We start from the raw sequence: 26,195 nt of genomic DNA, 5'->3' as shown, positions 1-26,195 counted from the left end.
GGGCGACGATTCAGGCCTGCGGGCCGCGGGCCCAACCGTCGATGAGGCTGCGGGCGATGGACACCGATCCCGGCAACATCAGTCGAGTACCCGGATTGTCCGCGCCCCAGTCGTCCTCGCGGGCCAGGGCCTCGCGCACTTCGTCGCGGTGGAACCACTTGGCGTCGCCGAGTTCGCCGTCCCGGAACACGAGCGGCTCGGAGGGGTCACCGACCGCCTCGAAGCCGAGCATCAACGACCGCGGGAACGGCCACGGCTGCGACCCGAGATACCGAGGCGAGTGGACATGCACACCGGCCTCCTCGAACACCTCCCGGCGAACACACTGCTCGAGCGACTCACCCGGCTCGACGAAGCCGGCGAGGGTCGAGAACCAGCGGTCGGGCCACACACTCTGGCGGCCGAGCAGGACGCGGTCGGCGCCGTCGTGGACCACCATGATCACCGCGGGATCGGTTCGCGGGTACTCCTCGGCGCCGGACTCCGGGTCGCGGCGCAGCCAGCCGCCCTGCACCAGATCCAGCGGCCTGCCGTCCACCGGTGAGAACTGGGCGGTGCGGTGCCAGTTCAGGACGCCGAGCGCGGTCGCGAGCAGCCCCGCCTCATCGGGTCCCAGCAGGTGCGCACCGGACCGCGGCTCACCGCTCGGCGCGGGCACCTCGTCCACGCGCAGCGCCCACCGGTCGACCTCGGCGACACCGAGGAACACCGCGCCGACGACGGGCGCGGCACCGAGCTCGGCGGCCGGTGTCCACCGCAGTCCGCCCGTGTCGGTCACCGCGTACCGACCGCTGTGGTCGACCAGCAGAATGCGGGCCTGCGCCCACCCCGCGGCGAGTCGTTCCGGGTCCTTCCGGACCTGGTCGGCACGGTCGATCTCGGCTCGCGAGAGCAACGGCGGCTCGATCAGCTCGAACGACGCCATCAGGCCGGACCTCCCTGGCGGACGTACAGGAGCCGATCGCCCACCTCGATCTCCTCCACCTCCGCATCGCCGACGCGGAACAGCCTGCCGTCGCGCACGACGCCGAGCACCAGATCCTTGGTGTGCGCCGGCGAGCCGCCGGTCTCGGACGGCTCCACCTCGCGCTCCGCGATCGCGTAACCCTCCTCCGGACTGAGCAGGTCTTCGACCACCTCCACCACCGACGGGGTGATGGTCGCGATACCGAGCAGTCGGCCGGCCGTCTCCGACGACACGACCACGGAGTCCGCGCCCGACTGCCGCATCAAGTGGGTGTTCTCCGCCTCGTTGATCGACGCGACGATCTTCGCTCGCGGGTTGATCTCCCGGGCGGTCAGGGTGGCCAGCACCGCGGTGTCGTCGCGATTCGCCGCGACGACGATCGCCGACGCGTGTTGAACCCCGGCGAGGCGCAGGACGTCCGACTTCGTCGCGTCGCCGCGCACCGTGACCAACCCGTGGGCGCTCGCCGATTCGAGCGCGTTCGGGTCCTTGTCGACCACCACGATCTCGGCGGGCTTGCCGCCGTCGGCGATCACCGCGTCCACCGCGGTGCGGCCCTTGGTGCCGTAGCCGATGACGATGGTGTGGTTACGCACCCGGTTCCTCCAGTTCTGGATCTTGATCGCCTGACGTGAACGTTCGGTCAGCACTTCGAGGGTGGTGCCGATCAGCACGATCAGGAAGAGCACGCGCAGTGGCGTGATGAAGATGATGTTCACCAGTCGTGCCGACTCGGTGATCGGGGTGACGTCGCCGTAGCCGGTCGTCGACAGGGTGACGGCCGAATAGTAGAGCGCATCGATGTAGCTCATCGGCACGTCGCGCGCGTCGCGATATCCGTCGCGGTCGAGGTAGACGACGATCGAGCAGACCAGCAGCGCGGTCAGCGCCCACGCCACGCGGCGGCCGATCGCCCGCGCCGGGCTCTTCTCGTGCTCCGGGATCCGGACGACGCCGACCAGGGCGTAGTCCGGCTCGTCCACCAAGCCGCCGCCGCGGCGACGCAACCGCTTACGCACCGGGCCTCCGACGCGTTCGCACCGACTGTGACATCACGAAATGGAGGCTACTGCATGTCCCCGGCCCCGGGCCGTCAGTGGTCCCGATGTCCGGGGTCGGCGAGGATCTGCGCCAGTTCGTCCGGCCCCGGCAGGTCCGCGGGCTCCAGCGTGTAGTCGTGCCTGACGTAGACGAACGCCGCTCGCACCTTCTCCAGCGGGACTCCCGACAGCTGCGACCACGCGATCCGGTAGGCGGCGAGCTGGATGAACAGCGGCGCGCGCCGCGCGGGCTCCGGCACCGCGCCGGTCTTCCAGTCGACAACCAGCGCACCCTCGCCGTCGGCGAAGACCGCATCCATCCGGCCGCGCACCACCGTCGATCCGATCACCGTCTCGAATCCGACCTCCACCTCCTGCGGGGTCCGGTCGGCCCACGGGGACGCCAGGAACTTCGCGCGCAGCAGCGTCAGGTCGTCCTCCACGGCCCCGGCGACGGCGTCCGCCGCGCCGGGCAGCTCGTCGACGTCGAGGAGTCGGGTCGCACCGAAGCGGCGTTCCACCCAGGCGTGAAACGCGGTGCCCCGGCGTGCCATCGGATTCGGCCGGTACGGAACGGGTCGGCGCAGCCTGGCGGCGAACGCCTCCTGGTCGGAGTCGAGTTCGACCAATTGGCTCACCGACAGGTGCCCGGGCAGCTCCACATCCACCATCGGGTCCACGGCCTGTGCCCGCTCATCGAGCAGCACCTGGACTTCGCGTCGCCATTCGCGGGCGTCCGCATCGGCCGGCTCGTCGTCGGCGACCGCGAACAGGGCACGTTCGGCCCGCATCGAGTCCACCAGTTCGGCGGCGGCGACCATCGGCGCCCGCCGTTCCCCGAGCAGGTCCACCGGCCATCCGATGCTGATCTGGCGTTCGGTGAGCGGGTTGGTCGCCTCGGGGTCCGGAGGCGGGGCGTCGACGTCGATCCGGAAGGCCGAGGCCTCGGCGGACTCCGCGGCGCCCCCGGCCGCGGCGTCGGCGACCAGCGCCGCGAGCTCGGTGTAGAACTCCGATCCCCCGCGGGGGCGATCCCCGGTCTCCGACCAATGATGCGCCGACACCAGCAGGGTCTGCTTGGCGCGGGTCAGCGCGACGTAGAGCAGCCGGCGGTCCTCTTCGAGCCTTCGCTGCCCGATCGCCTCCTTGTGATCGTCGATGGCCGCCTCGAGTTCCTTGCGGTCGGCGACCTCGGTGAGATCCAGCGGCGGGAAGCCCTCGTCACCGTCTCGGGAGAGGTCGCCGCGCAGTTCCGCGGGCAGTTCGCGGGGCGATCCGAGCCAGGTGGTCTCAGCCTTGCCGCTCGGAAAGATCCGGTCCGCGACGTGCGGCAGCGCCACCACGTCCCACTCCAGTCCCTTGGCGGCGTGCACCGTGAGGATCTGCACCCGCTGCTGTGCGACCTCCACCTGCCCCGCCTCCAATCCCTTCTCGACCACTTCGGCGGCGTCGAGGAAGGCCAGCAGTCCGGGCAGGGTGGCTCCCGATCGGTCCGCGTAGTGCGTGACGTAGTCGGCGAACGCGTCCAGATGTTCGCGGCCGGTGACCTCGCCGCGCATCCGGCGCGCACGGATCTGCGCTTCGACCGCCACCCCGATGGTCTGTTCGACGTCGGCGACGAGTTCCGGCAGCGGCTGACCGAGGCGACGGCGCAGGCCGTCGAGCTGTCGGCCGAAGGTGACGATCCGCTCGAAGCCCGCCGCACTGTATCTCGACTGGTCGCCCGGGTCGGCGAGGGCATCGCAGAGTCCCGCCGAGTCGACCGCCTCACCCGGTAGAGCGGCGTCGAGGGCGTCGTCGAGGGCTTCGCGGCTGGTGACCGCGCCGGTGGTCGGAGCGCCCGCACCGGCCGCCAGCTCTCGCGCCCGTCGCCAGAGTGCGGCGAGATCGGCCGCCCCCAGTTGCCATCGCGCCCCGGTCAGCAGGCGCATCGCCGCCGTCCCGGCCATCGGGTCGGCCATCAGTCGCAGGGTGGCGACGATGTCGGTGATCTCCGGGACGTGCAGCAGGCCGCCGATGCCGACCACTTCGGCCGGGACTCCGCGCCGTTCGAGTTCGGCTGCGAGGGGCGCAGAGTCCTCGTTCCGGCGGACCAGGATCGCCGTCGTCGGCGGTGCGACACCGTCGCGCTGAGCGGTCGCGTAGTAGTCCTCGATGCAGTCGGCGATCCACTCGCGTTCGTCGATCACGGTCTCGGTGAGCGCCAGGCGCACGGTCCCGTCGGGCGCGTCCGGGCGCGGGCGCAGCACGCTGACCGGCACGCCTCGCCGTCGCAGTTCCTCGGACGTCTGATTCGCGAGGTAGAGCGCGCCGCGGCAGTTCCGCCAGCTGGTGAGCAGCTCACGCCGATGCGCGTCGCGGCTGTCGGGCCGGGGGAAGTCCCGGGCGAAACGCGGGAGGTTGGCCGCCGACGCTCCGCGCCACCCGTAGATCGACTGGATCGGATCGCCCACGGCGGTGACGGCGATCGCCCGGCGCCCGCCGATGGCATGGCCGCCGAACAATGACGACAACAGGATCCGCTGGGAGTGCCCGGTGTCCTGGTACTCGTCCAGCAGTACCGCCTTGATCCCAGCACGCTCGGCGTCGACCACCTCGGGATGCTCGGCCACCAGCCGCGCGGCGAGCGACATCTGACTGCCGAAGTCGAGCGCCCCCTGCGCCGACATCGCCTCGCGCAGGGCCACGACCAAGGGGATCAGCTCGCGCCGTTCGTCCATGACCGCCTGGTACGCGCGCAGCTTCTGGCTGGGTTCGGCCCGCTGCCCCGGTCCCTTCGGCAGGGTGTCGATCATCCGGTACAGATCGGCACCCGCCGCCGACAGCTCGTCGACGCCGACCAGATGTTCGGCCATCTCCGAGTACAGCCGCAGCACGGCCTCGGTCACCGAGGCCGGGACTTTGGCGGTCTTGAGCTCGCCGGGCCACGACGCCACCACGGAGAACGCCAGCTGCCACAGTTCCGTCTCGCTGAGGAGCGTGGCCGTCGGCTCCACCGGCAGCAGCAGTCCGTAGTCGGCGATCAGCCGCCCCGCGTAGGCGTGATAGGTGCTGACTTCGGCGTCGGCGCTGCGCAGTCGGCTCGCGAGCTCGCCACCCGGATCCCATTCCAGCAACGCCGGGCTGCCCGCCAGCATCGACAGCCTGCGCCGGATCCGCGCCGCGAGCTCGCTCGCCGCCTTTCTGGTGAAGGTGAGGCCGAGTATCTCCTCCGGGCCGACGAGCCGATTGGCGACCAGCCACACCACCCGTGACGCCATCGTCTCGGTCTTGCCCGCGCCGGCGCCGGCCACCACCAGCATCGGCTCCATCGGCGCCTCGATCACTTCGATCTGCTCGGGCGTCGGCTGCGGCAGGCCGAGCGCGGACGCGAGCGATCGAGCACCGATCCGCGGTCGTTCAGTCATCGATGACCGCCTTTCCACGCAGCTGCGCCGGGCACGACTGCACCAGGGAGCAATGACTGCAGCCACTGTTCGGGGTGGCGGTGAACACCGGCCCGACGCTGGCCCGCGCGGCCTCGCGCACCACCGAGATCCACTCGTCGACCTGCTCCGGCGTCAGCGGCGGCTGCACTCGTTGTGCGGCACCGGTCTTCTTGTTGGCGCTCGCGACGTACACGAGTCGGCCGCCGCCGGGCTCGGTCGACCCGAGTCCGGTGACGCCGCCGAGTCGCAGCGCGAGTTGGTACGTGGCCAACTGCGGGTGGACTTCGGCGTCGACCGCGCGGACGGGGTTCTTCCCGGTCTTCACGTCCACCACCACCGGTCGTCCCCGGCTGTCGGTCTCGAGTCGGTCCATGCGGCCGACCAGCCGCACCGGCAGCAGCGCATTGCCGTGGTCGTCGACGCCCGTCGGGAGCGTGGCGTCGACTTCGACCTCGACCCCGGCCGCCGTCAGGTCCTCCCGCGAGATCCGCAGCCAGTCCCGGAAGTTGGTGAGCATGCCCTCGGCGCGTTCCAGTTCGCGCGCGCTGTACCACTGGGCGGGTGACGACACACGTTCCCACACCTCGTGCAGCGCGGCGTTCACCTCGGTCCGGTCGAGATTGCCCGCGACCGCCTGGACCAGCGTGTGGACCAGCGTCCCGGTGACCGCCTGCTCGGCGTCTCCGTCTCGACCGCCGTGCCGCTCCAGCATCCATCGCAGGGAGCACTTGGTCAGCGCGTCGACGTTCGACGGAGAGAGCGTCCGCGGACCGTTCTCAGGCGTCCACAACGGCACCTCGGTGCTCGGCCCCACCAGCCCGAACCAGTCGGCCGGGGCCGCGCCGGACACACCCGCCTGCGCGAGATCGGCGAGCAGTGCGGCCGCCACCCGGGTCCGCTCGTCCGGACCGCCGGAAGCGTCGGCCCCGGCCACCGCGACCGCGCGCAACTCCGCCACCAGCGACGGCAGCGACAGCACCCGGCGCACCCCCGGGTCCAGCGGGATCTCGTCGGCCGACTCCGGCTCGGTGGCCCCGTATCCGCCGAGCGCCTCGGCGATCTCGGGAACGAACCGCGACGGCGAGGCGTCGCCGCTACCGTCCTCGATCGCGGTGACGAGCAGTCGACTCCGCGCCCGAGTGCATGCAACCAGCAGGAGTCGTCGTTCGTCGGCGAGCATCACCGCTCCCCTGGCGACGGTGTCGACCGCGTCGGCGCCGACGCCGCTGAGCAGATCGATGAGGGCGGGGGTGTGCAGGACGCTGCCGCGGCTGCGCAGCGACGGCCACAGTCCGTCCAGGACGCCGGGCACGGCGACCACGTCCCATTCACGTCCCGCGGCGGCATGCGCGGAGACCACCGCCACCGACTCCACTCCGGACACGGCGACCCGGGACTCGCGCGGAATCTGCAGTTGACCGAGGTAGTCGACGAATCCGAGCACGCCCGCCGCGGGCAGGTTGTCCGCGAAGGTGCCCGCGGCCTCGAACATCGCCAGCATCGCGTCCATGTCGCGGTCGGCCTGATCGCCTCCGCGACCACCGCGCAACGACTGCGCGGTCCAGCGGCGCTCGAGTCCACTGGCACTCCACGCGCGCCACAGCGTCTCCTCGACTCCGACGCCGGCCGTGTGGGCGGTGCGCGCCGCGTCCACCACTTTGCGCACCTGTTTGAGGGCGATGGCCTCGAAATCGGTGAGGCCGCCGAGGTAGGTCCCCATCAGTTCCGGGTCGTCGAGCGCGCGGGCGAGCGAGTCCAGGGAGTCGGCTTCTCGACCGCGCGCCTCGTCGATCCGCCGGATCCCGCGGCGGAGACGGCGCAGGTTCGTCGGATCGGCCGCGCCGACGGGCCCGGTCAGCAGCGCGGTCACCTCGTCGGCGTCCAGCGGCGGACCGCCGCCCGCCACCCGCAGCACCAGGCTGAACGCCGCGACCGCTCGTTGCCGGTGGATCGGGATGTCGGTGGCGGGGGTCGCCATCGGCACCCCGGCGGACGAGAACGCCCGACGGATCGCGGGCAGCGCCCGGGGCACCGAGCGGACGATCACCGCCATCTCCGACCACGGCACGCCGTCGAACAGGTGCGCACGACGCATCATGTCGGCGACGGCGGTCGCCTCCTTCGCCGCCGACGAGAAGACCCGGACATCAGCGTGCCCGCGGTGCTCGGGATCATCGGGTTCAGCCGCCGTCGGATAGCGGTGCGGCCGGGCCCCCGGCAGCCGGAGCGCCAGTGCCCGGCCCACCGCGTTCACCGCGGGCGAACCACGGAAGTCGTTCTCCAGCAGGATGTCCCGGTCCGGATCGTCGTCCGCGACCGCGTTGGCGAACCGCGGATCGGCACCGCGGAAGCCGAACACCGACTGGTCGGTGTCGGAGGCGACGACCGTGGAGTCCGCGCCGGTGCCGATCAGCCGGATGAGGGACGCCGCCTGCGGATCCAGGTGCTGCGCGTCGTCGACGAGCACGTGCCGGATCCGCTGCCGCTGCCCGGCCAGCACGTCCGGGTCGGTCGCGAACGCCGACAGCGCGGAACCGATCAGCTCCGCCGCGTCGACCGCCGTCACACTCGCCTCCGGCGCATCGAGTCCGACCGCCCCGCGCAGCAGCATGCCCTCCTCGTATTGCCGGAAGGCGTGTCCGGCGGCCACCCACTCCGGACGGTCGTGCGTGCGGCCGAGTTCGGCGAGGTCCTGCGGACCGAGGCCCCGTTCGGCGGCCCGCATCATCAGGTCGCGCAGCGCCTGCGCGAATCCGTCGGTGGTGAGCGCAGGACGCAGGGACGCGGGCCAGTAGTCGGCGCCGTCCTCCACGTCGCCGGCCAGCAGTTCACGCAGGATCACATCCTGCTCGGAGCCGGTGATCAGCCGCGGCGGCGGATTCCCGTGCGCCGACGCCTGCAGTCGCAACACCGCGAACGCATAGGAGTGCACCGTGCGGACCAGCGGCTCCCGCAGGGCCCCGCCCAGACTGCCGCCCGCTGACAGCACCCGGCGAGTGATCTCGGCTCGCAGCTGCGTCGCGGCACGACGATTGGCCGCCAGGACCAGGACCGACTCGGGGTCGACGCCCGGGTCGAGCAGTCGGGCGACCGCCGTGTCGACGATGAGCGACGTCTTTCCCGTCCCCGGACCGCCGTGGACTCGCCAGGGACGCCACGGACGCATCGGGTCGACCCGATGCGGGCCACCGACCAGCACCGCGACATCCGCCGGCCAGGAGCGCGGGGCGTCCGCAGGCGCCTGTCCGGCGATGAGTCGGGTACCCGGTCGTGTCATGCCCCTATGGAATCACGGAGCTCGGACATCTCTCCGCGCGGAAGCCGCACCGTGCCGAGGCCTTTCACGACACGGCCTAAGGTTGAGGCATGCCAGATTCCGCGTCGAGGGCACGCCGACTCCACACGCATCTGTTCGGCCCCGACAGCTTCGACGCACCGCTCGTCCTCGCGGTGCACGGCCTGACCGGCCACGGTCGACGCTGGGAGCGGATGGCTGCCGAGGGGCTCCCCGGCGTCCGGGTGATCGCTCCCGACCTGCTCGGGCACGGTCGCAGTCCGTGGGAGCCGCCGTGGCGCGTCGACGACCACGCCGACGCACTCGCCGACGTCCTCGACCGGCACGCCGCCACCGCTGACCGACCGGTCGTCGTCATCGCGCACTCGTTCGGCTGCGCGGTGGTTCTGGCGCTCGCCGAGCGTCGTCCCGCCGACATCGCCGGTCTGGTCCTGCTCGACCCGGCTCAGGCTCTCGACCCCGGACGCGCCGGTGTCATCGCGGAGGCCGCGATGGCCAACTGGGGCAACGTCGACGCCGACGACGCCAAGGCCGCCAAACGTATGGAGGGCTGGGGTGCGGTGCCCGCGGACGTGCTCGAGGAGGAGGTCGCCGAACACCTCGTTCCGACGGCGGACGGTCGCGTGGCCTGGCGGGTGTCCGCCCCGGCGGCCGCGACCGCCTGGAGCGAGATGACGCGCCCGTTCCGGCTGCCGCCGGCCGCGGTACCGACGCATGTGGTCGTCGCCGATCGGGTGGATCCGCCATTCGTGGGCCCGGAGTTCCTCACGGCGTGTGCCGTGGAACGCCCCGACACGGTGACTGTCCACCACGTCGACACCGAGCACATGATCCCGTTCCTGGCGCCTGAACTGTGCGCCGAACTCGTCCGCTCGCTGCTCTGACGATGGCTGCGGTCACCGAGGAACAGGTCGAAGCGGTCCGGGCGCTGGTCGCGGCGATCCCGCCGAGAGCGGTGAGCACTTACGGCGACCTCGCCGCCGCGGCCGGGCTCCCGAGTCCGCGGATCGTCGGCTGGATCATGCGCACCGACTCCGCCGACCTGCCCTGGCATCGGGTGGTCCCGGCGTCCGGCCGACCGGCGCCCGGTCTCCGGGCACGACAGCTGGCGCGACTCCGCGAGGAGGGCGTGCGCATCGTCGACGACCGGATCGACATGAGGGCTCACCGACTGCCGAGGTCGTAGACGGCCTCGGCCGCGTTACGGCTAGACCATCATCCGCACCAGGTCGACCACTCTCAGCAACCCGGGCAGCGCTCCCGCGGTGGACCGCGGGTGCATCCCGTGCACGGCGAGCCGGAACATCACCGCGCGCAGCAGCATCTGCGGCCACTCGGGATGATTCGACCACCGCTCGATCAGATCCTCGCTCGCACCGCCCCAGGCCAGTGCGTCGACGACGACCACCGCCGCCGCCCACGACGCGGGCCGCCAGTACGGAACGATGTCGGTGATCGCGGGAGCCGCAGCTCCGGCGAACAGCACGGTGCCGAAGAGGTCACCGTGCACCACCTGCGACGGCAGGTCGACGGGTTTGCGCAGCCCGCCGAGGATCTTCAGTTCGGCGACACTGCGCAGGCCGTCGTCGCTGCTGGGCTCGGGCATCGCCGCGGCGCGAGCCGTTCGCAGCGGAACGTCCTCCCAGGCGGCGCGGTCGGCGGCGACGAACACGTCGACATCGTTGAACGGCGGTGCGGGCGGCTGCAGCATGAACCGTGGCCGATCGAACTTCGCCGTCGCCAGGTGCAGCCGATCGGCGAGCGCGATGACCTCGTCGTACCGTGGCTCCGGGCTGCCCGCGACGTAGGTGTCGGCACGCCAGCCGGAGACGACGTACCGGCCGTCGGTGGCCCGGATCGGCCGCGCGATCCGCATGCCCTCCACGTACAGATGCTCGCGGGCGGTCGCCGACCAGGCCGCACGTGCGTGGTCCGGAACCAGCGTCAGAACCACTTCGCCGACCCGCCAGCCGGTTCCGTCCATCGCGATGGGCGGATGTGCGGTGAGACCGAAGGTGGTCAACACCTGCTCGGGGGGCTCGACAATCGTGGTCACGAAGGTCAGATTACCCACGACGCCACCGGTTCCCGGGCAGCGACACCGCCGCAGTCAGAGGGCGTGCAGAAGCTCGCTCACCAGCGGCGGCAGGGCGCACGCCAATGCCAGACCCACCGGAAACACCAGTGCCACCGCCCGCGCGGGTCCCGAGAGCTTCGCCGCGATCGCGACGATCGCCACGCCGACCAGGAGGGCGCAGACCGCGCCGTACGCCCACTCGGACTCGGCAGCCGGTACGACCGCCCCCATCAGAAACCACAGTGGGACCGCCGCCATGAGCCCGGTGCCGAACCCCGCGGCGATGATCACGACGGCGTTGAACGCTGCGGGCAGGATGGGCTGCGGACGTCTCGCCATGCGCCGATTCTGGCAGATCCGACGCCGCCGCTCCGCCTGCGCCGGTCCGGCCGAGGCCGGGTCAGTACACCGGCATCGCCGGATCCACCCGCGCGGCCCAGGCCACGATGCCGCCCTGCATGTGGGTGGCGTCGGCGAATCCCGCCTTCTTGAGCGCGGCCAGCGCCTCCGCCGACCGGATGCCGGTCTTGCAGTACAGGACGATGGGACGGTCGTGCGGCAGGTCGCCCAGCGCGCGCCCGGAGACGATGTCGTCCTTCGGAATCAGCTGCGCCCCGTCGATGCGGTTGATCTCGAACTCCACCGGCTCCCGGACGTCCACGAGGGCCGGCGGTTCCGCGGAGTGCAGCGCCGCGTCCACCTCCTCGGGCGTCAGGGTGGAACCGGCGGCGGCCGCCGCGGCCTCGTCTGTGACGACCCCGCAGAATGCGTCGTAGTCGATCAATCCGGTGACCGGCTCCCCTGCCGGGTCCTTGCGGATCCGCACGGTCCGATACGTCATGTCGAGGGCGTCGTACACCATCAACCTGCCGAGCAGCGGTTCGCCGATGCCGCAGATCAGTTTGATCGCCTCGGTGCCCATGATCGAGCCGATCGACGCGCAGAGGATGCCGAGCACCCCGCCCTCGGAGCACGACGGCACCAGTCCGGGTGGCGGCGCCTGCGGGTAGAGGTCGCGGTAGTTGATTCCGCGTCCGTCCGGCGCTCCCTCCCAGAACACCGACACCTGGCCTTCGAACCGGAAGATCGATCCCCAGACGTACGGCTTGCCCGCGAGGATCGCAGCGTCGTTCACCAGGTAGCGCGTCGAGAAGTTGTCGGTTCCGTCCAGGATCAGGTCGTACTGCGCGAACAGTTCGACGGCGTCGCCGGGTTCCAGTCGCTGGTTGTGGAGGCGGACGTCGACGAACGGGTTGATCTCCCGGATCCGATCGCGGGCGCTCTCGGTCTTCAGTCGGCCGACGTCGTGCACACCGTGAATGATCTGTCGCTGCAGATTCGAGGTGTCGACCACGTCGAAGTCGACGATGCCGATGGTTCCGACGCCGGCCGCCGCGAGGTACAGGAGGGTGGGCGAGCCGAGTCCACCCGCACCCATCACCAGGACCTTCGCGTTCTTGAGCCGACGCTGACCGGTCATTCCCACATCCGGGATGATGAGGTGACGACTGTAGCGGGCCACCTCGTCCCGAGTCAGTTCGGCAGCGGGCTCCACCAGGGGCGGCAACGACGACATGCTCAGGCGCTCACGCCGTCGGGAACGGCCAGGCGTTCGGGCGACAGACCAGGGAGCGATCGGCCTGCATCTCCGGATCCAAGGCCATGATCTGCGCATTCGCCGTGCCGAAGGTCTGCTGCATCATGATCGGCGCCAGCGCACCGTTCTCCTTGCAGGGCTGATGCTTCTCGTAGCCGATGCCGTGTCCGGTCTCGTGATTGATCAGGTACTGGCGGTACGTCAGGTCGTCGCCTTCGAAGGCCTGGGCGCCCCGCACCCAGCGCGCCTCGTTGATCACCACCCGCTTGTCCGGCGGGTAGAAGCACGAGGTCTCCAGCTTGATCTGGTAGCCGCACAGTTCCCGCGCCGTGTCCGTCGACGACAGCGAGATCCGCAGATCCGGCTCACCGGCGTCGATCCGCCGGAAGGCGACGCGCCCGTCGCCGATCCAGCTCTTCTTGTTGGACAGGGTGGTGTCGACGAGCTTCGCGAACGCCTGGTCGCCGCCGTAGTCCTGCGGGGTCAGGCCCCTCTCGGTCTCGACGGTGTAGGTGTACACCTGCTTCGCCGTGCCGACCTTCGCTCCGGTGCCGCGGACCACCCGGTAGGTCTGGTCGCCCTTGCGGGTGTACGGACCGCCCGCGGGCAACGCGCCGGCCGGCAGCGCGGCCTCCTGGATCTGTCCGGTCGGCGCGCCGATGGGCGTCGTCTCGTCCTGGACATTGGTGTTGCGGACGTCGTCGCCGGTCGTCGCCGACTCGTCCGCACTGGTGTCTCCCCCGCCGCGGACCGTCATCACGAGCAGGACGACAGTCAGCACGGCCAGCACCGGGATGGCGTAGGCACGCCATCCGTAGGTGCTGACGAAGCGCCCGACCGCACTGCGCTTGCGGCGCTCGACTCGCTCCGAGCGCGCACGTCCGCTGTCGGCGATCGGATCCCAGCGCGCGCGCAGCGGCTGGTCCGGCCGCGGGCGCCGGGGACGCTGCGCCCCGTGTTCTGGTGTACCGGTCACGACACAACTTTCTCATAGATCGTCGGGAGCACCCGGCATCCGCCTCCGGGTCTGGTCCGGTTGGGTGTGATCTGGCGCGCTCCGAGTAGTCTTTAGGAATGTCGTCTCCCAGTTCCCAGACGTCTGCCCCGGCCGCCGGCGGACGTTCGAGCACCCGGCTCCCGCGCAGCGCGCGCCGTCGCCAACTGCTCGACGCCGCCAGTGAGATCTTCGTCGAGCGGGGCTATCACTCTGCCGGAATGGACGAGATCGCGATCCACGCAGGCGTCAGCAAACCGGTCCTGTACCAGCACTTTCCCTCGAAGCTCGATCTGTACATCGCGGTGGTCGACTCGCACGCGGAGAAGCTCGTCGCGGACGTCAACCGCGCGCTCCTGACGACTGCGGACAACCGTCAGCGCGTTCAGGCGGCGGTCGAGGCGTTCTTCGACTTCATCGACGACGACAACTCCGGCTACCGCCTCATCTTCGCCTCAGACGCCATGGACCCGGCCGTCATCCGGCGTGTCGAGGGTGCCACCGAGGCCTGTGTCGACGCCGTGTACGGCCTCGTCATGCAGGACTCCGGCATGGATCCCTACCGCTCGCGCATGCTCGCCGCGGGCCTGGTCGGCGCCAGCGTGGTCAACGCCCGCTACTGGGTCGACGCCAGTCGGCCGATCGACAAGGCGAGTGCCGTCGACACCACCGCCGCACTGCTGTGGGGCGGCCTGGCCGGGGTGCCGAAGCAGCCCGCCGACGACTGACCTGGCCGGGTCCGAGCGGCCGCGCCGGCTACCGGGACCGGTAGACGGCGCTCTCGAAGTCCTTGGCGAACCCGAGTGAGACCGGATCCGCGAACGGCAGCACCTGGGTCGCCCACATGCCCGCCAGATCCGCGGACCTGTCGATCCAGAAGTAGAGGTTCGCCAGCCCGGCCCAGCCGAGCGACCCGGCCGAGCGCCCGGTCGGCGCCGGTTCGTCGTTCACCATGAAGGTATAGGCCCACGACTTCGACTGCCCGGGGAAGAACTCGGCGTCATGGGTGACCACCGGGTCGACGCCGTGCAGCATCGACACTCCCTGCCCGTCGCGCAATCCGTTGCGCGCGGCCCACGCCACCGTCTCGGCTCGCAGCACCCGCCCGCCGTCGCCCGCGCCGTCCCGCAACCACATCCGCAGGAACCGCAGATAGTCCGGGACCGTGGAGTACAGCCCCTGCCCGCCCATCTGGACCTCGGCGTCCTGCGGCATGACGATCCCGGTGGCCTTCAGCGAACCGTCCGGGCGGCGCAGGTGGACGGATGCGCGCCTGCGCTCCATCGACTCGGTGAGCACGAATCCGGTACTCGTCATCCCGAGCGGGGAGAACACGCGCTCGGCGAGCACCTCCCCGAGGCGGGCGCCGCGCACCGCTTCGACGATCAGGCCCGCCCAGTCCATGTTCGATCCGTAATTCCAGCGGGAGCCGGGCTCGAACAGCAGCGGCGTGTTCAGTGCGGCGCGTCGAGCCGTCACGATGTCCGGGTAGTGGCCGTCATCGACGAGCCGGTGATAGTCCGCGCTGAAGAACGGGTACGCGAAGCCGGCCGTGTGCAACAGCAGCATCCGCGTGGTGATCGGGTTCCGCACCGCACGGACCCGCGGCGCGCCGTCCGCGCCGAATCCGTCCAGCACGCCGATCTCGCCGATCTCGGGCAGGTAGTCGGCGGCCGGCGCGTCGAGGTCGAGCAGGCCGTCCTCGACGCACTGCAGCACTGCGGTTCCGGTGAGCGGTTTGGACGCCGAGTAGAGCGCCAGTACGGTGTCCGGAGTCATCGGGGCATCGCCCGCGATCGAGCGGACACCTGCGGCCGCCGCCGACAGCGGTCCCGCGGCCGAGGTGAACCCGGCGACCGCTCCCGGCACGCTGCGTGCACCCGGTCCGTCGACGGCGGCCGTCAGCAGAGCCCGGTACTGCTCACCGATCTCCCCGGACGTCACCGGGTCCACCGCCGAATCAGGCGGCGCCGAAGCCGACGCGCCGGTTCTCCGCGCTGCCGACCTCGACGTAGGCGATCTTGGCGGCGGGGACGAGCACACGTGATCCCTTGTCATCGGTCAGCGACAGCACCGCGTCGGTGCCGTCGAGGGCGCGCTGCGCGGCCGCATAGACCTCGTCGCCCTTCTCCGTTGAGGTGAATGCCAGTTCACGCGGGCTGTTCTCGATGCCGATCTTGACGTCAACGCTCATGACTGGAAATCCTACTCGTCACGCCAGTGACAGATCGGCCATGCGCTGTGCGTGGCGAGCCGCCATGTTGTCGAAGAACCGGGCGGCGTTCGCGAGGGTGGCGTCCCCCTCGAACAACAGCGCCATCACGTCCTCCTCCTCGGCGAGCACCCACTGCATGTGAGTGATCGCCTCACCGAGCAGCCTGCGCCCCCACAGCGCGAGCGGCGACGCCGCCGACGGATCCGCCTCGACGGCGGCGCGCACCTGATCGACGGCGAATCGCGACGATCCGGTCTCGGCCATCACCGACTTCATCGTCGGCCTCACCTCCTCCGGCATCACGTCCGCCATCTCCGCGTAGAAGTCGGCGGCCAGACCGTCCCCGACGTGCATCTTGACCAGGACCTCCAGCCAGGAGGTCGGATTCGTCACGCGGTGGTACTCGTCGAACACCCGGGCGTGCGCGGCCACCGCGGCGTCGGGGTCTCCACCCTGGGCGCGGATCTCCTCGGCGAGCACCTCGAAGTGCCCCATCTCGGCCGCGATCAGGCGCGCGATCGCCACGCGGTCACCGGTGGTCGGCGCCATCGACGACTCTTCGATCAAGCGGTAGCACGCGGCGAACTCGCCCGCGAGAAGAACTTCGTAAAGCTTGCGAATGGCCGCTGCGTTGTTCGACATGCAAGTCAGAGTATGCAAGGCGGTACACTGAGGACCAGACGCGTCGCCGTTCCGCCCGCCGAATGCATACTTCTCGGATCTGTGCGGTCACATCGAGCGGCGTGTCGGACATTGAGCGCGCACCTGCGAAGGGTCCCCCGGACCCGGCCGCCGAGGGTCCCGCACCACCGGACCCCGTGGTCTCTTGTGTGCGTGCGAGAACACCCGCGAGAGGCTTGAACTGCATATGACCACGAATTCCACGGTGGACCAGTCCACCGCCGACGACGACGTCCAGACTACGATCGTCGACGAGGACCACACCGCCCCCACCTTCGCCGAGCTCGGCGTCGACGCGGCGATCGTCGCGGCCCTGGAGGCCGACGGCAAGACCCGGACGTTCGCGATCCAGGAGCTGACCCTGCCACTCGCGCTGGGCGGCTCCGACCTCATCGGCCAGGCCCGTACCGGCATGGGCAAGACCTACGGCTTCGGCGTCCCGCTGCTGCACCGGCTCGTCAACGCCGAGTCGACCGGCCTGCGCGGCCTCGACAACACCCCGCGCGCCCTGATCATCGTGCCGACGCGCGAACTGTGCGTGCAGGTCACCGAAGACCTCGAGGTCGCGGCCAAGGGCGTCGACGTGACCCTCACGGACGGCACCGTCCGCCCGCTCAAGATCACCTCGATCTACGGTGGCCGCCCGTACGAGCAGCAGATCGAAGAGCTCCAGACCGGCGTCGACGTCGTCGTCGGCACCCCGGGCCGCCTGCTCGACCTCGCGCAGCAGGGACATCTCGTCCTGGGCAAGGTCGGCGTCCTGGTGCTCGACGAGGCCGACGAGATGCTCGACCTCGGATTCCTGCCGGACATCGAGCGCATCATGGGCGCACTGCCCACCGACCGCCAGACCATGCTGTTCTCCGCCACCATGCCCGGACCGATCGTCACGCTGGCACGCACCTTCCTCAATCGCCCGACGCACATCCGCGCCGAGCACGCGAACGACTCGGCCGTCCACGAGCGCACCACCCAGTACGTGTACCGGGCCCACGCGATGGACAAGGCCGAGCTCGTCGCCCGGGTGCTGCAGTCGGAGGGACGCGGCGCGACCATGATCTTCACCCGCACCAAGCGCACCGCCCAGAAGGTCGCCGATGATCTCGCCGAGCGCGGTTTCTCGGTCGGCGCGGTCCACGGCGACCTCGGCCAGGTGGCCCGTGAGAAGGCGCTGAACAAGTTCCGCGAGGGCAAGATCGACGTCCTCGTCGCCACCGACGTCGCCGCCCGCGGCATCGACGTCGACGACGTCACGCACGTCATCAACTACCAGTGCCCGGACGACGAGAAGACCTACGTCCACCGCATCGGCCGCACCGGCCGCGCCGGTCGCACCGGTATCGCGATCACCCTGGTCGACTGGGACGAACTGCACCGCTGGGAGCTGATCGACAAGGCCCTCGGGCTGGACATGGCCGACCCGGTCGAGACCTACTCGACCTCCGATCACCTGCGCGAGCAGCTGGGCATCCCCGACGACGCCACCGGCCGCATCGGCGCCCCCGCCCGTTCCTCGGACGAGCGCCGCGAGCCCCGCACGCCGCGCACCGACCGCCCGAAGCGCGAGCGCCGGCGCACCCGCGGAGGCAAGTCGTCCGACGGCGCCGCTGCGTCGCCGGACGCGAAGCCCGAGACGGACGCATCGGCGACCGACGACGAGAAGTCCGAGACCGACGGACAGGCGCGCCGGCCGCGCCGGCGCAGGCGTCGTCGGAGCGGTGGAGCCAAGTCCGGCGACGGCGCCGCGCCCGCAGCGGCCGCCGAGTAGCCGCAGCCGACCCGCTTTCGCCTATTCTCGCGAGAATGGCACGGATCAAACCCGAACGGCGCACCCGCACCGATCTCATCGTCACCGCACTGATCGCGGTGATCGTGATCGCGGCGGGTGTCGTCGTCTGGTGGACCAGTTCGGCTCGGCGGACCGAGTCGGTCACCGCCGCCGAACCCGCGCCGATCCAACTGCCCGCCGAGAACGTGCCGCGCGGAGTGACGGTGAAATGGTCGGCGCGGTCCGACGTGACGACCGTCCCCCAGATCACGCGTGGATCAGTCGTCACCGGCGTCGACGGGACGGTCACCGCCCGCAGACCCGCCGACGGGAGCGCCCTCTGGAGCTATCGGCGCGACCTCCCGCTGTGCGCGACGGCCGCGGCCTGGTCCGGCGGCGACGACGACGTGCTCGCCGTGTATCGCAACGCCCGGGGATGCAGCGAGGTCACCTCGCTGCGCGCGGCCGACGGCGTCCGTCACGCCGCTCGCACGAGTGACGCGGATCCGACCGTCCACCTGTCCGCCGATACCGGCTACGCACTGCTGTACGGACCGACTCGACTGGAGACCTGGGGGTCGAACCTGGTCCGCGGCATCGAGTACGGCCGCGTCTCGGCACCGGTCAATCCCGACGTCGCACCGGACCGGACCGGCTGCCGCCTCTACTCAGCCGTGTCCGGCGCCGATCGCGTCGCGATCATCGAGCGGTGCGACGGCGATGCGGGCTACCGGCTGACCGTCCTCAGCTCGAACCTGACCAGCGAGGAGAAGATCCGGCAGTGGGGGTCGACCCTCATCACCACCTCGGCGACCGGCCCGGCGCCGCGGGTGGTGGCCGCGACGGACTCCACGATCACCGTCTACGACGGCGGCGGCGATCCCTCGGGCACCGTGGGTGCGCCGACAGGCCCCCGCATCCGCCTGTTCACGCCCCAGGCCGAGTCACGCAGCGAGCATCCCGTCGCGGGCGACGCGCAGGCGCCGGAACGCAGCGATCCGATCGTCGACCAGGGCGTGGTGTCGTTCTGGACGGGCCGCGCCACCGTGGTCCTCGACGCGTCCAACGGCACGCCGCTGTTCCAGGTCGCCGACGCGATCGGTCCGGGGGCGGTGATGTCCGGTCAGCTGCTGGTGCCGATGCCCGGCGCGATCAGCGTCCGGCGCGCGTACGACGGCCACGACGAGTTCCGCATCCCCGTCGACCGCGGGCAGGTGGTCGGACCGGTGTCGCTCCGCGTCCTCGGCGAGTCGATCATCGAGCAGCGCGGAACCGAGGTCGTCGCCCTCGGCTGAACCGCCTGCCGGTGTCCTCGCTCAGAGCTCCGGTTCGTACGTGCGCACGTCGGAGCCCTGCCAGGACTCCCACAGATTGTCGGCGAGGTCGCGGTAAGCCGACGCGCCCTTGTTCTTGCGGCCGCGCATCACCGACGCCCCGGACGCGGACGCCTCGGCGAAGCGGACGGTGCGCGGAATCGGCGGGGAGAGGACCGGCAGTTCGTAGCGGTCGGAGACGTCGGAGAGCACATCGCGGCTGTGCGTGGTCCGGGCGTCGAACAGGGTCGCCACGGCACCCAGCATCTTCAGGTCGGGGTTCGTGATCTGCTGGACCTCGGTCACGGTGCGCAGCAGCTGGCCCACTCCACGGTGTGCCAGCGTCTCGCACTGCAGCGGGACGACCACCTCGTCGGCCGCGGTGAGCCCGTTCAGCGTGAGGACGCCCAACGACGGCGGGCAGTCGATGAGCACCACGTCGTAGTCCTGCGCCACCTCGGCGAGCGCCCGCTTCAGCGCGTACTCGCGCCCCGGCCGCATCAGCAGGAGCGCCTCGGCGCCCGCCAGGTCGATCGTCGCGGGCAGCAGCGTCACATTGTCGTCGGTGTCGAGCAGCACGTCGGCGATGTCCTCCGCGCCGATCAGGACGTCGTGCACGGATTTCGTGAGCTGATCCGGATCGTGCCCGAGCGAGAAGGTGAGACATCCCTGCGGATCCAGGTCGACGACGAGGACGGAGACGTCCTTGTCGGCCAGGGCTGCGCCGACCGACGCGGTGGTGGTGGTCTTCGCCACCCCACCTTTCTGATTCGCAATGGCTAGGGTGCGCGTCATGGCCACCACCATACGGTGGCCTTCGTCATGCCATCGGGTCAGGCTTATGGCTCAGGCGTCCGGGGGCAGGTCGTCGGCGTTCAACCAGGTCAGCGAAGCCGGCGCGAACAGCAGCACGAGCACCCCCAGCGCGACGACGCCGACCGGCACGCCGAAGACCGCCTGGCCGCTTCCGGTGATCAGCGTGTACGCCACCGGCAGCAAGAGAATCTGCGCCATCAGGGAAACCGCTCGGCCCCAACGCCTTCCGCGCGTCAACGCGATTCCGCCGGCGCACACGCCGCCACCGATCACCGTGAACCAGACGGCGGTGCCGTAACCGCTGATCGCCGCCTCGTGGTGCCCGGCGGCCTCACGGACGACCAGGACGACGGCGACGATCAGGCCGACGGCTCCCTGCACGGCGGTCACGTAACCGGCCCAGCGAAGGGTGCTCGGAACGCTGAGGGCGGGGCGGACGGGATCGGAACTGCTCACTACTCCAGGGTATGGCGACAGCGGCCCGGTTCGTGAATCGGCCCCGCGACCGATATCGTGTGACCTCGTGCGCGTCATGCTCATCACCAACCCGTTCGCCACCTTCACGACGCCCGAGGGCCGTGATGCGCTGGTCAACACCCTCGACTCCCGTTACCACGTGGACGTCGAGCATACGACGCACCGCGGACACGCCGGCGAGCTCGGCGCACGCGCCGCCGCCGAGGGATACGACGCGGTGGTGGTCCACGGCGGTGACGGATCGGTGAACGAGACGGCCAACGGGATCCTCGGTTCGCCCGACTCGCTTCCTCGCGACCCGTCCGCACTGCCCGCGCTCGGCGTCGTTCCCGGCGGCAGCGCGAACGTCTTCGCGCGAGCACTCGGCATCGATCGCGACCCGCTCCGGGCCACCGCGCAGCTCATGTCGATCCTCGATCGACGACAGCGCCGGTCGATCAGTCTCGGCCACACCCTCAACCGCTGGTTCCTGTTCAACGCGGGCATGGGCATGGACGCGATCGTCGTCCGGCGGATGGAGGAGCTGCGTCACCGGGGCAAGAAGGCGACGGCGGGCCGCTATCTGCGTACCACTGTCGGATCGTTCCTCAAGCCGTCCATCGATTCGCCGACGTTCACGGTCGAAGTCCCCGGCCACGAACCCGTCGACGGAGTGCGATTCGGCTTCGTGAGCAACACCGGCCCCTGGACCTATCTGGGCACCCGGGAGATCCGGACCAACCCCGGTACCGACTTCGACCACGGGCTCGGCATCTTCGCCGCCACATCCGTGTCGGTGCCGCGCAACATCGTGCTCGGAAGTCGCCTTCTGGCCGGAACCGAGCCGAAGGCCCGGCACCTCTATCGCAACGACGACGTGGATTGGGTGCGGTTCACCTCCCCCGAGCCCGCCGATGTCCAGATGGACGGCGATTACCTGGGCCTTTTCGACAAGATGGAGTTCGGATACCGGCGCGCGGTCCTCGATGTCGTCGCTCCGCCGAAGGCCGATTAACCTGCTCGCTACTGGCCGGTAAGCATGAGTTAGGCCAGTTGCCAACCCCTTGTGATCTATCCGGCATTCACTTCAGAACTATAGCCAAGCGGCTGCGCACAGTAGTACAACGGATATTGACGCAATCACCCACCCCCTGCCAAGCGACGTCTTGCGCCCCAAGCCAGGTGAATTCGGTATTGCAACCCAAGTCGAAATTTCGACGATGATGCAACGCGTGCTGAGAACGCCGCAGAGGTTTAGAAGGAGTTAGTAATGGATTGGCGCCATAAGGCTATCTGCCGCGACGAGGACCCGGAGCTGTTCTTCCCGGTCGGCACGTCCGGCCCTGCGATTGCCCAGGTCGCTGACGCCAAGCTCGTCTGCCAGCGCTGCCCCGTCACCGCGGACTGCCTGGCATGGGCCCTCGAGACCGGTCAGGACGCCGGCGTCTGGGGCGGAATGAGCGAAGACGAGCGCCGCGCGCTGAAGCGCCGCAATGCGCGCACCCGCGCCCGCAGCGCCGTCTGACGCACCCGCTGGAAATCCCTCGAGAAGCCCCGGTCGACGACCGGGGCTTCTCGCGTCCTCCGGTCGGTGCCGGCGCGGTCAGTGCAGCGGGATGTCGAGCCGCACGCGAGTCCCGGCTCGGTCCCGCATCGGTGCGATCTCGATCTGCCCGCCGAGGTCGTTGGAGACCAGCGTCCGGACGATCTGAAGGCCCAGGCGGTCCGACGCCGCCAAGTCGAAGCCCTCGGGCAGACCGCACCCGTTGTCGGTGACGGTCACGCGCAGTCCGCGGACGTCCCGCACCGCTCCGACCACGATCTCGGCGCCCTCCTGCCCCGCTGTGAAGCCGTGCTCGATGGAGTTCTGGATCACCTCGGTCAGCACCATCACCAGCGGCATCGCCAGATCCGCGGGCAGCACCCCGAGCCGGTTCTCCCGGCGTACCGCGACCCGGGTGCCGCCGTCCGGCAGCCACACGTCGACGAGCGACGATCCCAGCCGGTCCACGACCGTGTCCAGATCCACCTCTTCATCGACGCTTCCGGAGAGCATCTCGTGGACCAATGCGATCGACGAGACGCGTCGCACGGCCTCGCCGAGTGCCGCGGTGGTCTCCGGGTTACCCGACCGCCGCGCCTGCAGACGCAGCAGCGCCGAGACGCTCTGCAGGTTGTTCTTGACGCGGTGGTGGATCTCGCGGATCGTCGCGTCCTTGCTGATGAGCGCGAGATCGCGGCGCCGGACCTCGGTGACGTCCCGGATCAGCAGGACCGCTCCCCGGGACTGCCCCTGCGAGCGCAGCGGTACCGCGCGCAGCAGCACCGTGGCGCGCCGGGCATCGAGCTCCATCCGCAAGGCCATGTCGGGAGACGGCAGACGCGCGGCGTCGACAGTGCCCGATGCCGCCGCGATCATCGCGGCGGCATCGGCCGACTCGAACGGGTCGGTGAGCAGCGCGGCGAGGACGTCGGCGACGCGGGAGCCGCCGAGGTCGGTGGTCCAGCCCATGCGATGGACCGCCGACAACGCGTTCGGGCTGGCATAGGTCACGGTGCCGCCCGCCTCGATGCGGATGAAACCGTCGCCTGCGCGCGGTGTGGAGAGACCGAGGGTGTTGGCCTCGTCGAGGGGGAACGTGCCCTCGACGACCATCCGGCACAGGGCCTCCGCGGCATCGCGGTAGGCGGACTCCAGCGGCGACGGCGGCCGCGGATCGGAAGCGTCGCCAGCCCGGCCGAGGACGGCGATCACCTGTCCCCCGAAGCCGACCGGGATCGCCGTGCGTTCGATGAGCACGTTGCCGAAACGCGTGGCGATGCCCTCGCGCTCGATGACGCCCGAGTGCAGCGCCGCAGCCATCAACGGATTGGCGCCCTGCGCGCTGGCCGGCAGGTCGACGCGATGGCCGACCTCGTCGCGGGGGAACACCGTCGACGCGGTGTTCGGACGCACCTGGGCGACGTAGACGAGTCCGCTCGTCCCTGGGCCGCCCACGCCGCCTTCACCGGGGACCGCCAGCAGGTAGTCCGCGAAGGACAGGTCGGCGAGCAACTGCCATTCGGCCACCAGCCGCTGGAGGTGTTCGGCCGCGGCTGCGGACAGCGTCGTGTGCTCGGCGAGCAGATCGGTGAGGGTTGCCATCGGTGCGGCTCGGCTCGGGCCCGAGGACCCGGCTCGTGTCAGTCCTGCTGGTAGGTGGCGATGATGTCGCCGGCCTGGATCACGTCACCGACGTTCACCTTGACCTCCGACAGCACACCCGCGTCCTCGGCGAGCACCGGGATCTCCATCTTCATCGACTCGAGCAGCACCAGGGTGTCGCCCACATCGACGCGCTGTCCGGCCTGCGCCGAGACCTCGAGAACAGTCGCAACGATTTCATTGACCACGTCTTCCGCCATGGAAGACATGGTAACCGAGCGGGCGTTCGGCGCGTTCGCGTGTGGGCGTGATTACCGCCGATGCCCGCGGACGTGAAATAATCATCGTCGCACACCGGCCCGCACGATCGAAGGAGGTCCGTCATGGGCAAGCGCGGACGTAAGAAGCGCAGTCGTAAGAAGAACGCAGCCAACCACGGCAAGCGTCCCAACGCCTGAGTCTCGCACTCAGCGACGACGAAGCGGCCCGGTTCCTCCAGGGAACCGGGCCGCTTCGTCGTTCTCAGCTCGGGAGTCAGTCGGACTCGAGTCGATAGGTGGTCTGCCGCACGGTCACCGAGCGGCGGAGCTCCACGCGAAGGCGCTCGCGCAGGCCGTCGGGTGCGTGCTCACCGCCGCACTTACGGCTGATGAGCGCCTTGAGCTGCTGCTGGACGCCGTAGTGCTCGAGGCACGACGGGCAGGCGTTCACGTGGCCTTCCAGTCGGCTCCGCGCGCCGGCGTCGCACTCGTTGTCCAGGAGCAGCCAGATGTCGGCGAGTACCGCCGAGCAGTCGAGGTTCTCGAACTCGCTCTCGTCGTTCGCGCTCATTTCGCCACCTCGCTGGTACGACCGAAGCCGCGTTCGCGTGCGACGTCGGCGAGCAGATCGCGTAGCTGGCGCCGACCGCGATGCAGTCGGGACATGACGGTGCCGATCGGGGTGTCCATGATCTCGGCGATCTCCTTGTACGGAAGGCCTTCGACGTCGGCGTAGTAGACCGCCATCCGGAAGTCCTCCGGCAGTTTGCTGAGCGCCTCTTTGATCTCGTCGTCCGGGAGCGCGTCGAGCGCTTCGATCTCAGCCGATCGGAGACCTGTCGACGAATGCTCGGCCGTCGCGGCCAGTTGCCAGTCGGTGATCTCGTCGGTCGGGTACTGCGCGGGCTGCCGCTGCTTCTTCCGGTACGAGTTGATGTAGGTGTTGGTCAGGATCCGGTACAGCCACGCCTTGAGGTTGGTGCCCTCCCGGAACGACTTGAACGCAGAGAAGGCCTTGATGTAGGTCTCCTGGACCAGGTCTTCGGCGTCGGCGGGATTGCGCGTCATGCGCAGCGCGGCGCCGTACATCTGGTCGAGGAGCGGCAGGGCGTCGCGCTCGAAACGCTCGGTGAGCTGTTCCGGGGTCTCGGCCGATGCTTGACTCTCAGATGACACGAACTTCCCTTCGCTGGAAATGTGCTCCACCAAGTCTAGCGATCCGCGTGCCGAACGGGCGCCGTCCGGCCTGCCGCGGACGGTCGCACCGCGATTCAGTGTTGCTGCGGCCACTTCTGCGCCACCTTCCTCGTCGGTGATCCCTGCTGAATCCTTGATCATCGACTCGGTCAACAACGGTGCGCCGTGGTTTGTTCCGCCGTGCCAGCATGGAGGGTATGTGCGGGCGCTATGCAGTCACCACCGACCCGGCCAGACTGGCCTCCGAGATCGACGCCGTGAACGAGGTGCGCGGCGACGTCGTCCACGAGTCGTACAACGTCGCGCCCACCGCGACGGTGATGACGGTTGTGCAGCGGCACGAGCACGGCAGCCCCGACGACGACGCCGCGCGCCGGGTTCGCGCGATGCGCTGGGGCCTGGTGCCGTCCTGGACCAAGGAACTGGGCAAGGGTCCCCTGCTGTTCAACGCCCGCGCCGAGACCCTCGCCGACAAGCCCGCGTTCCGCCGGTCGCTGACGGGCAAACGATGTCTGGTGCCGATGGACGGCTGGTTCGAGTGGAAGGCCGGGCCGGCCGGACCGAACGGCAAGCCGACCAAGATCCCCTTCTACATGTCGCCCGTCGACGGCACCCGGCTCTTCATGGGCGGACTGTGGGCGGCGTGGCGCCCCGCCGAGGCCCGCGCCGCCGGCGACGACTCTCAATGGGTGTCGAGCACCGCCATCATCACCACCGACGCTGTCGGCCCGCTCGAGTCGGTGCACCACCGGATGCCGCTGATCATGCCCGTCGAGTACTGGGACGCGTGGCTCGACCCGGACCACGCCGTCGACCCGTCGTATCTCGCGCCGCCCGCCGCCGAGTTGGTCGACGCCATCGAGATCCGTGAGGTATCCGACCTGGTGAACCGCGTCGCCAACAACGGCCCCGAACTTCTCGAACCCGTCAACAGCGTGGGATAGTC

Annotated in this window: 26 protein-coding genes; 9 read left to right on the top strand and 17 right to left on the bottom strand. The window is 70.1% G+C overall.

The genetic code is table 11. From position 1 onward, the window contains the following. Positions 1-10 precede the first annotated feature (10 nt). The 4 genes from nudC to SCNU_RS10130 all read right to left on the bottom strand — a co-directional run bounded on the left by nudC (position 11) and on the right by SCNU_RS10130 (position 8,712). On the bottom strand, positions 11-925 hold the full coding sequence (gene nudC, locus SCNU_RS10145; protein WP_009679276.1) for an NAD(+) diphosphatase: 915 nt from the start codon (positions 923-925) through the stop codon (positions 11-13). Beyond that, positions 925-1,986: a potassium channel family protein gene (locus SCNU_RS10140; RefSeq protein WP_009679275.1), complete on the bottom strand. Its 1,062-nt coding sequence runs from the start codon at positions 1,984-1,986 to the stop codon at positions 925-927. Before SCNU_RS10140 ends, nudC begins: the two co-directional genes overlap by 1 nt. Before the next feature lie 74 nt (positions 1,987-2,060). Next, complete coding sequence (locus SCNU_RS10135) at positions 2,061-5,414, bottom strand: UvrD-helicase domain-containing protein (protein WP_009679274.1); 3,354 nt, start codon at positions 5,412-5,414, stop codon at positions 2,061-2,063. After that, positions 5,407-8,712: an ATP-dependent helicase gene (locus SCNU_RS10130; RefSeq protein WP_009679273.1), complete on the bottom strand. Its 3,306-nt coding sequence runs from the start codon at positions 8,710-8,712 to the stop codon at positions 5,407-5,409. The genes SCNU_RS10135 and SCNU_RS10130 overlap by 8 nt, the downstream gene beginning before the upstream one ends. An 89-nt stretch (positions 8,713-8,801) precedes the next feature. Here SCNU_RS10130 and SCNU_RS10125 point away from each other — a divergent pair, with 89 nt between their 5' ends. Beyond that, positions 8,802-9,614, top strand: a complete 813-nt coding sequence (locus tag SCNU_RS10125; RefSeq protein ID WP_009679272.1) for an alpha/beta hydrolase — start codon at positions 8,802-8,804, stop codon at positions 9,612-9,614. Positions 9,615-9,616: 2 nt separating this feature from the next. Beyond that, positions 9,617-9,916, top strand: a complete 300-nt coding sequence (locus tag SCNU_RS10120; RefSeq protein ID WP_040518163.1) for an MGMT family protein — start codon at positions 9,617-9,619, stop codon at positions 9,914-9,916. 21 nt (positions 9,917-9,937) lie between these two features. Here SCNU_RS10120 and SCNU_RS10115 read toward each other — a convergent pair whose 3' ends face one another. From SCNU_RS10115 to SCNU_RS10100, 4 genes are all read right to left on the bottom strand, one after another. After that, positions 9,938-10,786 carry a TIGR02569 family protein gene (locus tag SCNU_RS10115; protein WP_175284096.1) on the bottom strand — a complete coding sequence of 283 codons (849 nt, stop codon included), beginning with the start codon at positions 10,784-10,786 and terminating at the stop codon, positions 9,938-9,940. A gap of 54 nt (positions 10,787-10,840) precedes the next feature. Continuing rightward, positions 10,841-11,146 (bottom strand): hypothetical protein, encoded by a 306-nt coding sequence (locus tag SCNU_RS10110; protein WP_009679269.1) that lies wholly within the window; start codon positions 11,144-11,146, stop codon positions 10,841-10,843. A gap of 61 nt (positions 11,147-11,207) precedes the next feature. Continuing rightward, positions 11,208-12,383, bottom strand: a complete 1,176-nt coding sequence (moeZ, locus tag SCNU_RS10105; RefSeq protein WP_040518161.1) for an adenylyltransferase/sulfurtransferase MoeZ — start codon at positions 12,381-12,383, stop codon at positions 11,208-11,210. A 10-nt stretch (positions 12,384-12,393) separates the two neighbouring features. Further along, positions 12,394-13,380 (bottom strand): DUF3152 domain-containing protein, encoded by a 987-nt coding sequence (locus SCNU_RS10100; protein WP_009679267.1) that lies wholly within the window; start codon positions 13,378-13,380, stop codon positions 12,394-12,396. A gap of 98 nt (positions 13,381-13,478) precedes the next feature. Between SCNU_RS10100 and SCNU_RS10095 the strand changes: the two genes are divergently transcribed. Further along, entirely contained in the window at positions 13,479-14,126 is a 648-nt protein-coding gene (locus SCNU_RS10095; protein ID WP_040518160.1) for an HTH-type transcriptional activator FasR, read from the top strand. A gap of 28 nt (positions 14,127-14,154) precedes the next feature. Here SCNU_RS10095 and acmB read toward each other — a convergent pair whose 3' ends face one another. Genes acmB through SCNU_RS10080 form a run of 3 tightly spaced genes read right to left on the bottom strand, consistent with a single transcriptional unit; the run spans position 14,155 to position 16,255 of the window. Next, positions 14,155-15,327: a methyl acetate hydrolase AcmB gene (gene acmB, locus SCNU_RS10090; protein WP_050792804.1), complete on the bottom strand. Its 1,173-nt coding sequence runs from the start codon at positions 15,325-15,327 to the stop codon at positions 14,155-14,157. A gap of 31 nt (positions 15,328-15,358) precedes the next feature. Then, positions 15,359-15,592 (bottom strand): DUF3107 domain-containing protein, encoded by a 234-nt coding sequence (locus tag SCNU_RS10085; protein ID WP_009679264.1) that lies wholly within the window; start codon positions 15,590-15,592, stop codon positions 15,359-15,361. 18 nt (positions 15,593-15,610) lie between these two features. Then, positions 15,611-16,255 (bottom strand): ferritin-like fold-containing protein, encoded by a 645-nt coding sequence (locus tag SCNU_RS10080; protein WP_009679263.1) that lies wholly within the window; start codon positions 16,253-16,255, stop codon positions 15,611-15,613. A gap of 226 nt (positions 16,256-16,481) precedes the next feature. Here SCNU_RS10080 and SCNU_RS10075 point away from each other — a divergent pair, with 226 nt between their 5' ends. After that, the gene (locus SCNU_RS10075; RefSeq protein ID WP_009679262.1) at positions 16,482-18,062 is read left to right on the top strand and encodes a DEAD/DEAH box helicase; all 1,581 of its coding nucleotides are present in this window, start codon (positions 16,482-16,484) and stop codon (positions 18,060-18,062) included. 35 nt (positions 18,063-18,097) lie between these two features. Next, positions 18,098-19,357, top strand: a complete 1,260-nt coding sequence (locus SCNU_RS10070) for an Rv3212 family protein (protein ID WP_009679261.1) — start codon at positions 18,098-18,100, stop codon at positions 19,355-19,357. A 21-nt stretch (positions 19,358-19,378) separates the two neighbouring features. Here the strand turns inward: SCNU_RS10070 and SCNU_RS10065 are convergent, their stop codons facing one another. Then, the gene (locus SCNU_RS10065) at positions 19,379-20,170 is read right to left on the bottom strand and encodes a ParA family protein (RefSeq protein WP_040518188.1); all 792 of its coding nucleotides are present in this window, start codon (positions 20,168-20,170) and stop codon (positions 19,379-19,381) included. 51 nt (positions 20,171-20,221) lie between these two features. Next, positions 20,222-20,647 carry a hypothetical protein gene (locus SCNU_RS10060; RefSeq protein ID WP_009679259.1) on the bottom strand — a complete coding sequence of 142 codons (426 nt, stop codon included), beginning with the start codon at positions 20,645-20,647 and terminating at the stop codon, positions 20,222-20,224. A gap of 67 nt (positions 20,648-20,714) precedes the next feature. On the opposite strand from SCNU_RS10060, the gene SCNU_RS10055 reads away from it, so the two are divergent. Then, complete coding sequence (locus SCNU_RS10055; RefSeq protein WP_009679258.1) at positions 20,715-21,662, top strand: diacylglycerol/lipid kinase family protein; 948 nt, start codon at positions 20,715-20,717, stop codon at positions 21,660-21,662. 255 nt (positions 21,663-21,917) lie between these two features. Beyond that, positions 21,918-22,172, top strand: a complete 255-nt coding sequence (locus tag SCNU_RS10050; protein ID WP_009679257.1) for a WhiB family transcriptional regulator — start codon at positions 21,918-21,920, stop codon at positions 22,170-22,172. Between the two features lie 78 nt (positions 22,173-22,250). On the opposite strand, the gene SCNU_RS10045 is transcribed toward SCNU_RS10050, so the two are convergent. Both SCNU_RS10045 and SCNU_RS10040 read right to left on the bottom strand, forming a co-directional pair. Continuing rightward, positions 22,251-23,792 (bottom strand): sensor histidine kinase, encoded by a 1,542-nt coding sequence (locus tag SCNU_RS10045; RefSeq protein WP_009679256.1) that lies wholly within the window; start codon positions 23,790-23,792, stop codon positions 22,251-22,253. Between the two features lie 38 nt (positions 23,793-23,830). After that, the gene (locus tag SCNU_RS10040) at positions 23,831-24,052 is read right to left on the bottom strand and encodes a biotin/lipoyl-binding carrier protein (protein ID WP_009679255.1); all 222 of its coding nucleotides are present in this window, start codon (positions 24,050-24,052) and stop codon (positions 23,831-23,833) included. 123 nt (positions 24,053-24,175) lie between these two features. Here SCNU_RS10040 and SCNU_RS21120 point away from each other — a divergent pair, with 123 nt between their 5' ends. Beyond that, positions 24,176-24,250: a 50S ribosomal protein bL37 gene (locus SCNU_RS21120; protein ID WP_371865352.1), complete on the top strand. Its 75-nt coding sequence runs from the start codon at positions 24,176-24,178 to the stop codon at positions 24,248-24,250. Between the two features lie 76 nt (positions 24,251-24,326). Here the strand turns inward: SCNU_RS21120 and rsrA are convergent, their stop codons facing one another. Continuing rightward, the gene (gene rsrA / locus SCNU_RS10035) at positions 24,327-24,623 is read right to left on the bottom strand and encodes a mycothiol system anti-sigma-R factor (RefSeq protein ID WP_009679254.1); all 297 of its coding nucleotides are present in this window, start codon (positions 24,621-24,623) and stop codon (positions 24,327-24,329) included. After that, positions 24,620-25,405: a sigma-70 family RNA polymerase sigma factor gene (locus SCNU_RS10030; protein WP_009679253.1), complete on the bottom strand. Its 786-nt coding sequence runs from the start codon at positions 25,403-25,405 to the stop codon at positions 24,620-24,622. The genes rsrA and SCNU_RS10030 overlap by 4 nt, the downstream gene beginning before the upstream one ends. Before the next feature lie 41 nt (positions 25,406-25,446). Here SCNU_RS10030 and SCNU_RS10025 point away from each other — a divergent pair, with 41 nt between their 5' ends. Then, complete coding sequence (locus SCNU_RS10025; protein WP_009679252.1) at positions 25,447-26,193, top strand: SOS response-associated peptidase; 747 nt, start codon at positions 25,447-25,449, stop codon at positions 26,191-26,193. Positions 26,194-26,195: the final 2 nt, after the last annotated feature.

This window comes from Gordonia neofelifaecis NRRL B-59395 (assembly GCF_000192435.1).
Classification (GTDB): Bacteria; Actinomycetota; Actinomycetes; order Mycobacteriales; family Mycobacteriaceae; genus Gordonia; species Gordonia neofelifaecis.
Note: the sequence above shows the minus strand (reverse complement) of the source record. Positions and strands in the feature narration are given on the sequence as shown.

What these genes read in the sequence shown, in the direction of transcription:
- nudC (WP_009679276.1), bottom strand. Translation starts at nt 925, where the DNA reads ATGGCGTCGTTCGAGCTGATCGAGCCGCCGTTGCTCTCGCGAGCCGAG.
- SCNU_RS10135 (WP_009679274.1), bottom strand. Translation starts at nt 5,414, where the DNA reads ATGACTGAACGACCGCGGATCGGTGCTCGATCGCTCGCGTCCGCGCTC.
- SCNU_RS10130 (WP_009679273.1), bottom strand. Translation starts at nt 8,712, where the DNA reads ATGACACGACCGGGTACCCGACTCATCGCCGGACAGGCGCCTGCGGAC.
- SCNU_RS10125 (WP_009679272.1), top strand. Translation starts at nt 8,802, where the DNA reads ATGCCAGATTCCGCGTCGAGGGCACGCCGACTCCACACGCATCTGTTC.
- SCNU_RS10120 (WP_040518163.1), top strand. Translation starts at nt 9,617, where the DNA reads ATGGCTGCGGTCACCGAGGAACAGGTCGAAGCGGTCCGGGCGCTGGTC.
- SCNU_RS10110 (WP_009679269.1), bottom strand. Translation starts at nt 11,146, where the DNA reads ATGGCGAGACGTCCGCAGCCCATCCTGCCCGCAGCGTTCAACGCCGTC.
- moeZ (WP_040518161.1), bottom strand. Translation starts at nt 12,383, where the DNA reads ATGTCGTCGTTGCCGCCCCTGGTGGAGCCCGCTGCCGAACTGACTCGG.
- SCNU_RS10095 (WP_040518160.1), top strand. Translation starts at nt 13,479, where the DNA reads ATGTCGTCTCCCAGTTCCCAGACGTCTGCCCCGGCCGCCGGCGGACGT.
- SCNU_RS10085 (WP_009679264.1), bottom strand. Translation starts at nt 15,592, where the DNA reads ATGAGCGTTGACGTCAAGATCGGCATCGAGAACAGCCCGCGTGAACTG.
- SCNU_RS10080 (WP_009679263.1), bottom strand. Translation starts at nt 16,255, where the DNA reads ATGTCGAACAACGCAGCGGCCATTCGCAAGCTTTACGAAGTTCTTCTC.
- SCNU_RS10075 (WP_009679262.1), top strand. Translation starts at nt 16,482, where the DNA reads ATGACCACGAATTCCACGGTGGACCAGTCCACCGCCGACGACGACGTC.
- SCNU_RS10070 (WP_009679261.1), top strand. Translation starts at nt 18,098, where the DNA reads ATGGCACGGATCAAACCCGAACGGCGCACCCGCACCGATCTCATCGTC.
- SCNU_RS10065 (WP_040518188.1), bottom strand. Translation starts at nt 20,170, where the DNA reads ATGACGCGCACCCTAGCCATTGCGAATCAGAAAGGTGGGGTGGCGAAG.
- SCNU_RS10050 (WP_009679257.1), top strand. Translation starts at nt 21,918, where the DNA reads ATGGATTGGCGCCATAAGGCTATCTGCCGCGACGAGGACCCGGAGCTG.
- SCNU_RS10045 (WP_009679256.1), bottom strand. Translation starts at nt 23,792, where the DNA reads ATGGCAACCCTCACCGATCTGCTCGCCGAGCACACGACGCTGTCCGCA.
- SCNU_RS10040 (WP_009679255.1), bottom strand. Translation starts at nt 24,052, where the DNA reads ATGGCGGAAGACGTGGTCAATGAAATCGTTGCGACTGTTCTCGAGGTC.
- rsrA (WP_009679254.1), bottom strand. Translation starts at nt 24,623, where the DNA reads ATGAGCGCGAACGACGAGAGCGAGTTCGAGAACCTCGACTGCTCGGCG.
- SCNU_RS10025 (WP_009679252.1), top strand. Translation starts at nt 25,447, where the DNA reads ATGTGCGGGCGCTATGCAGTCACCACCGACCCGGCCAGACTGGCCTCC.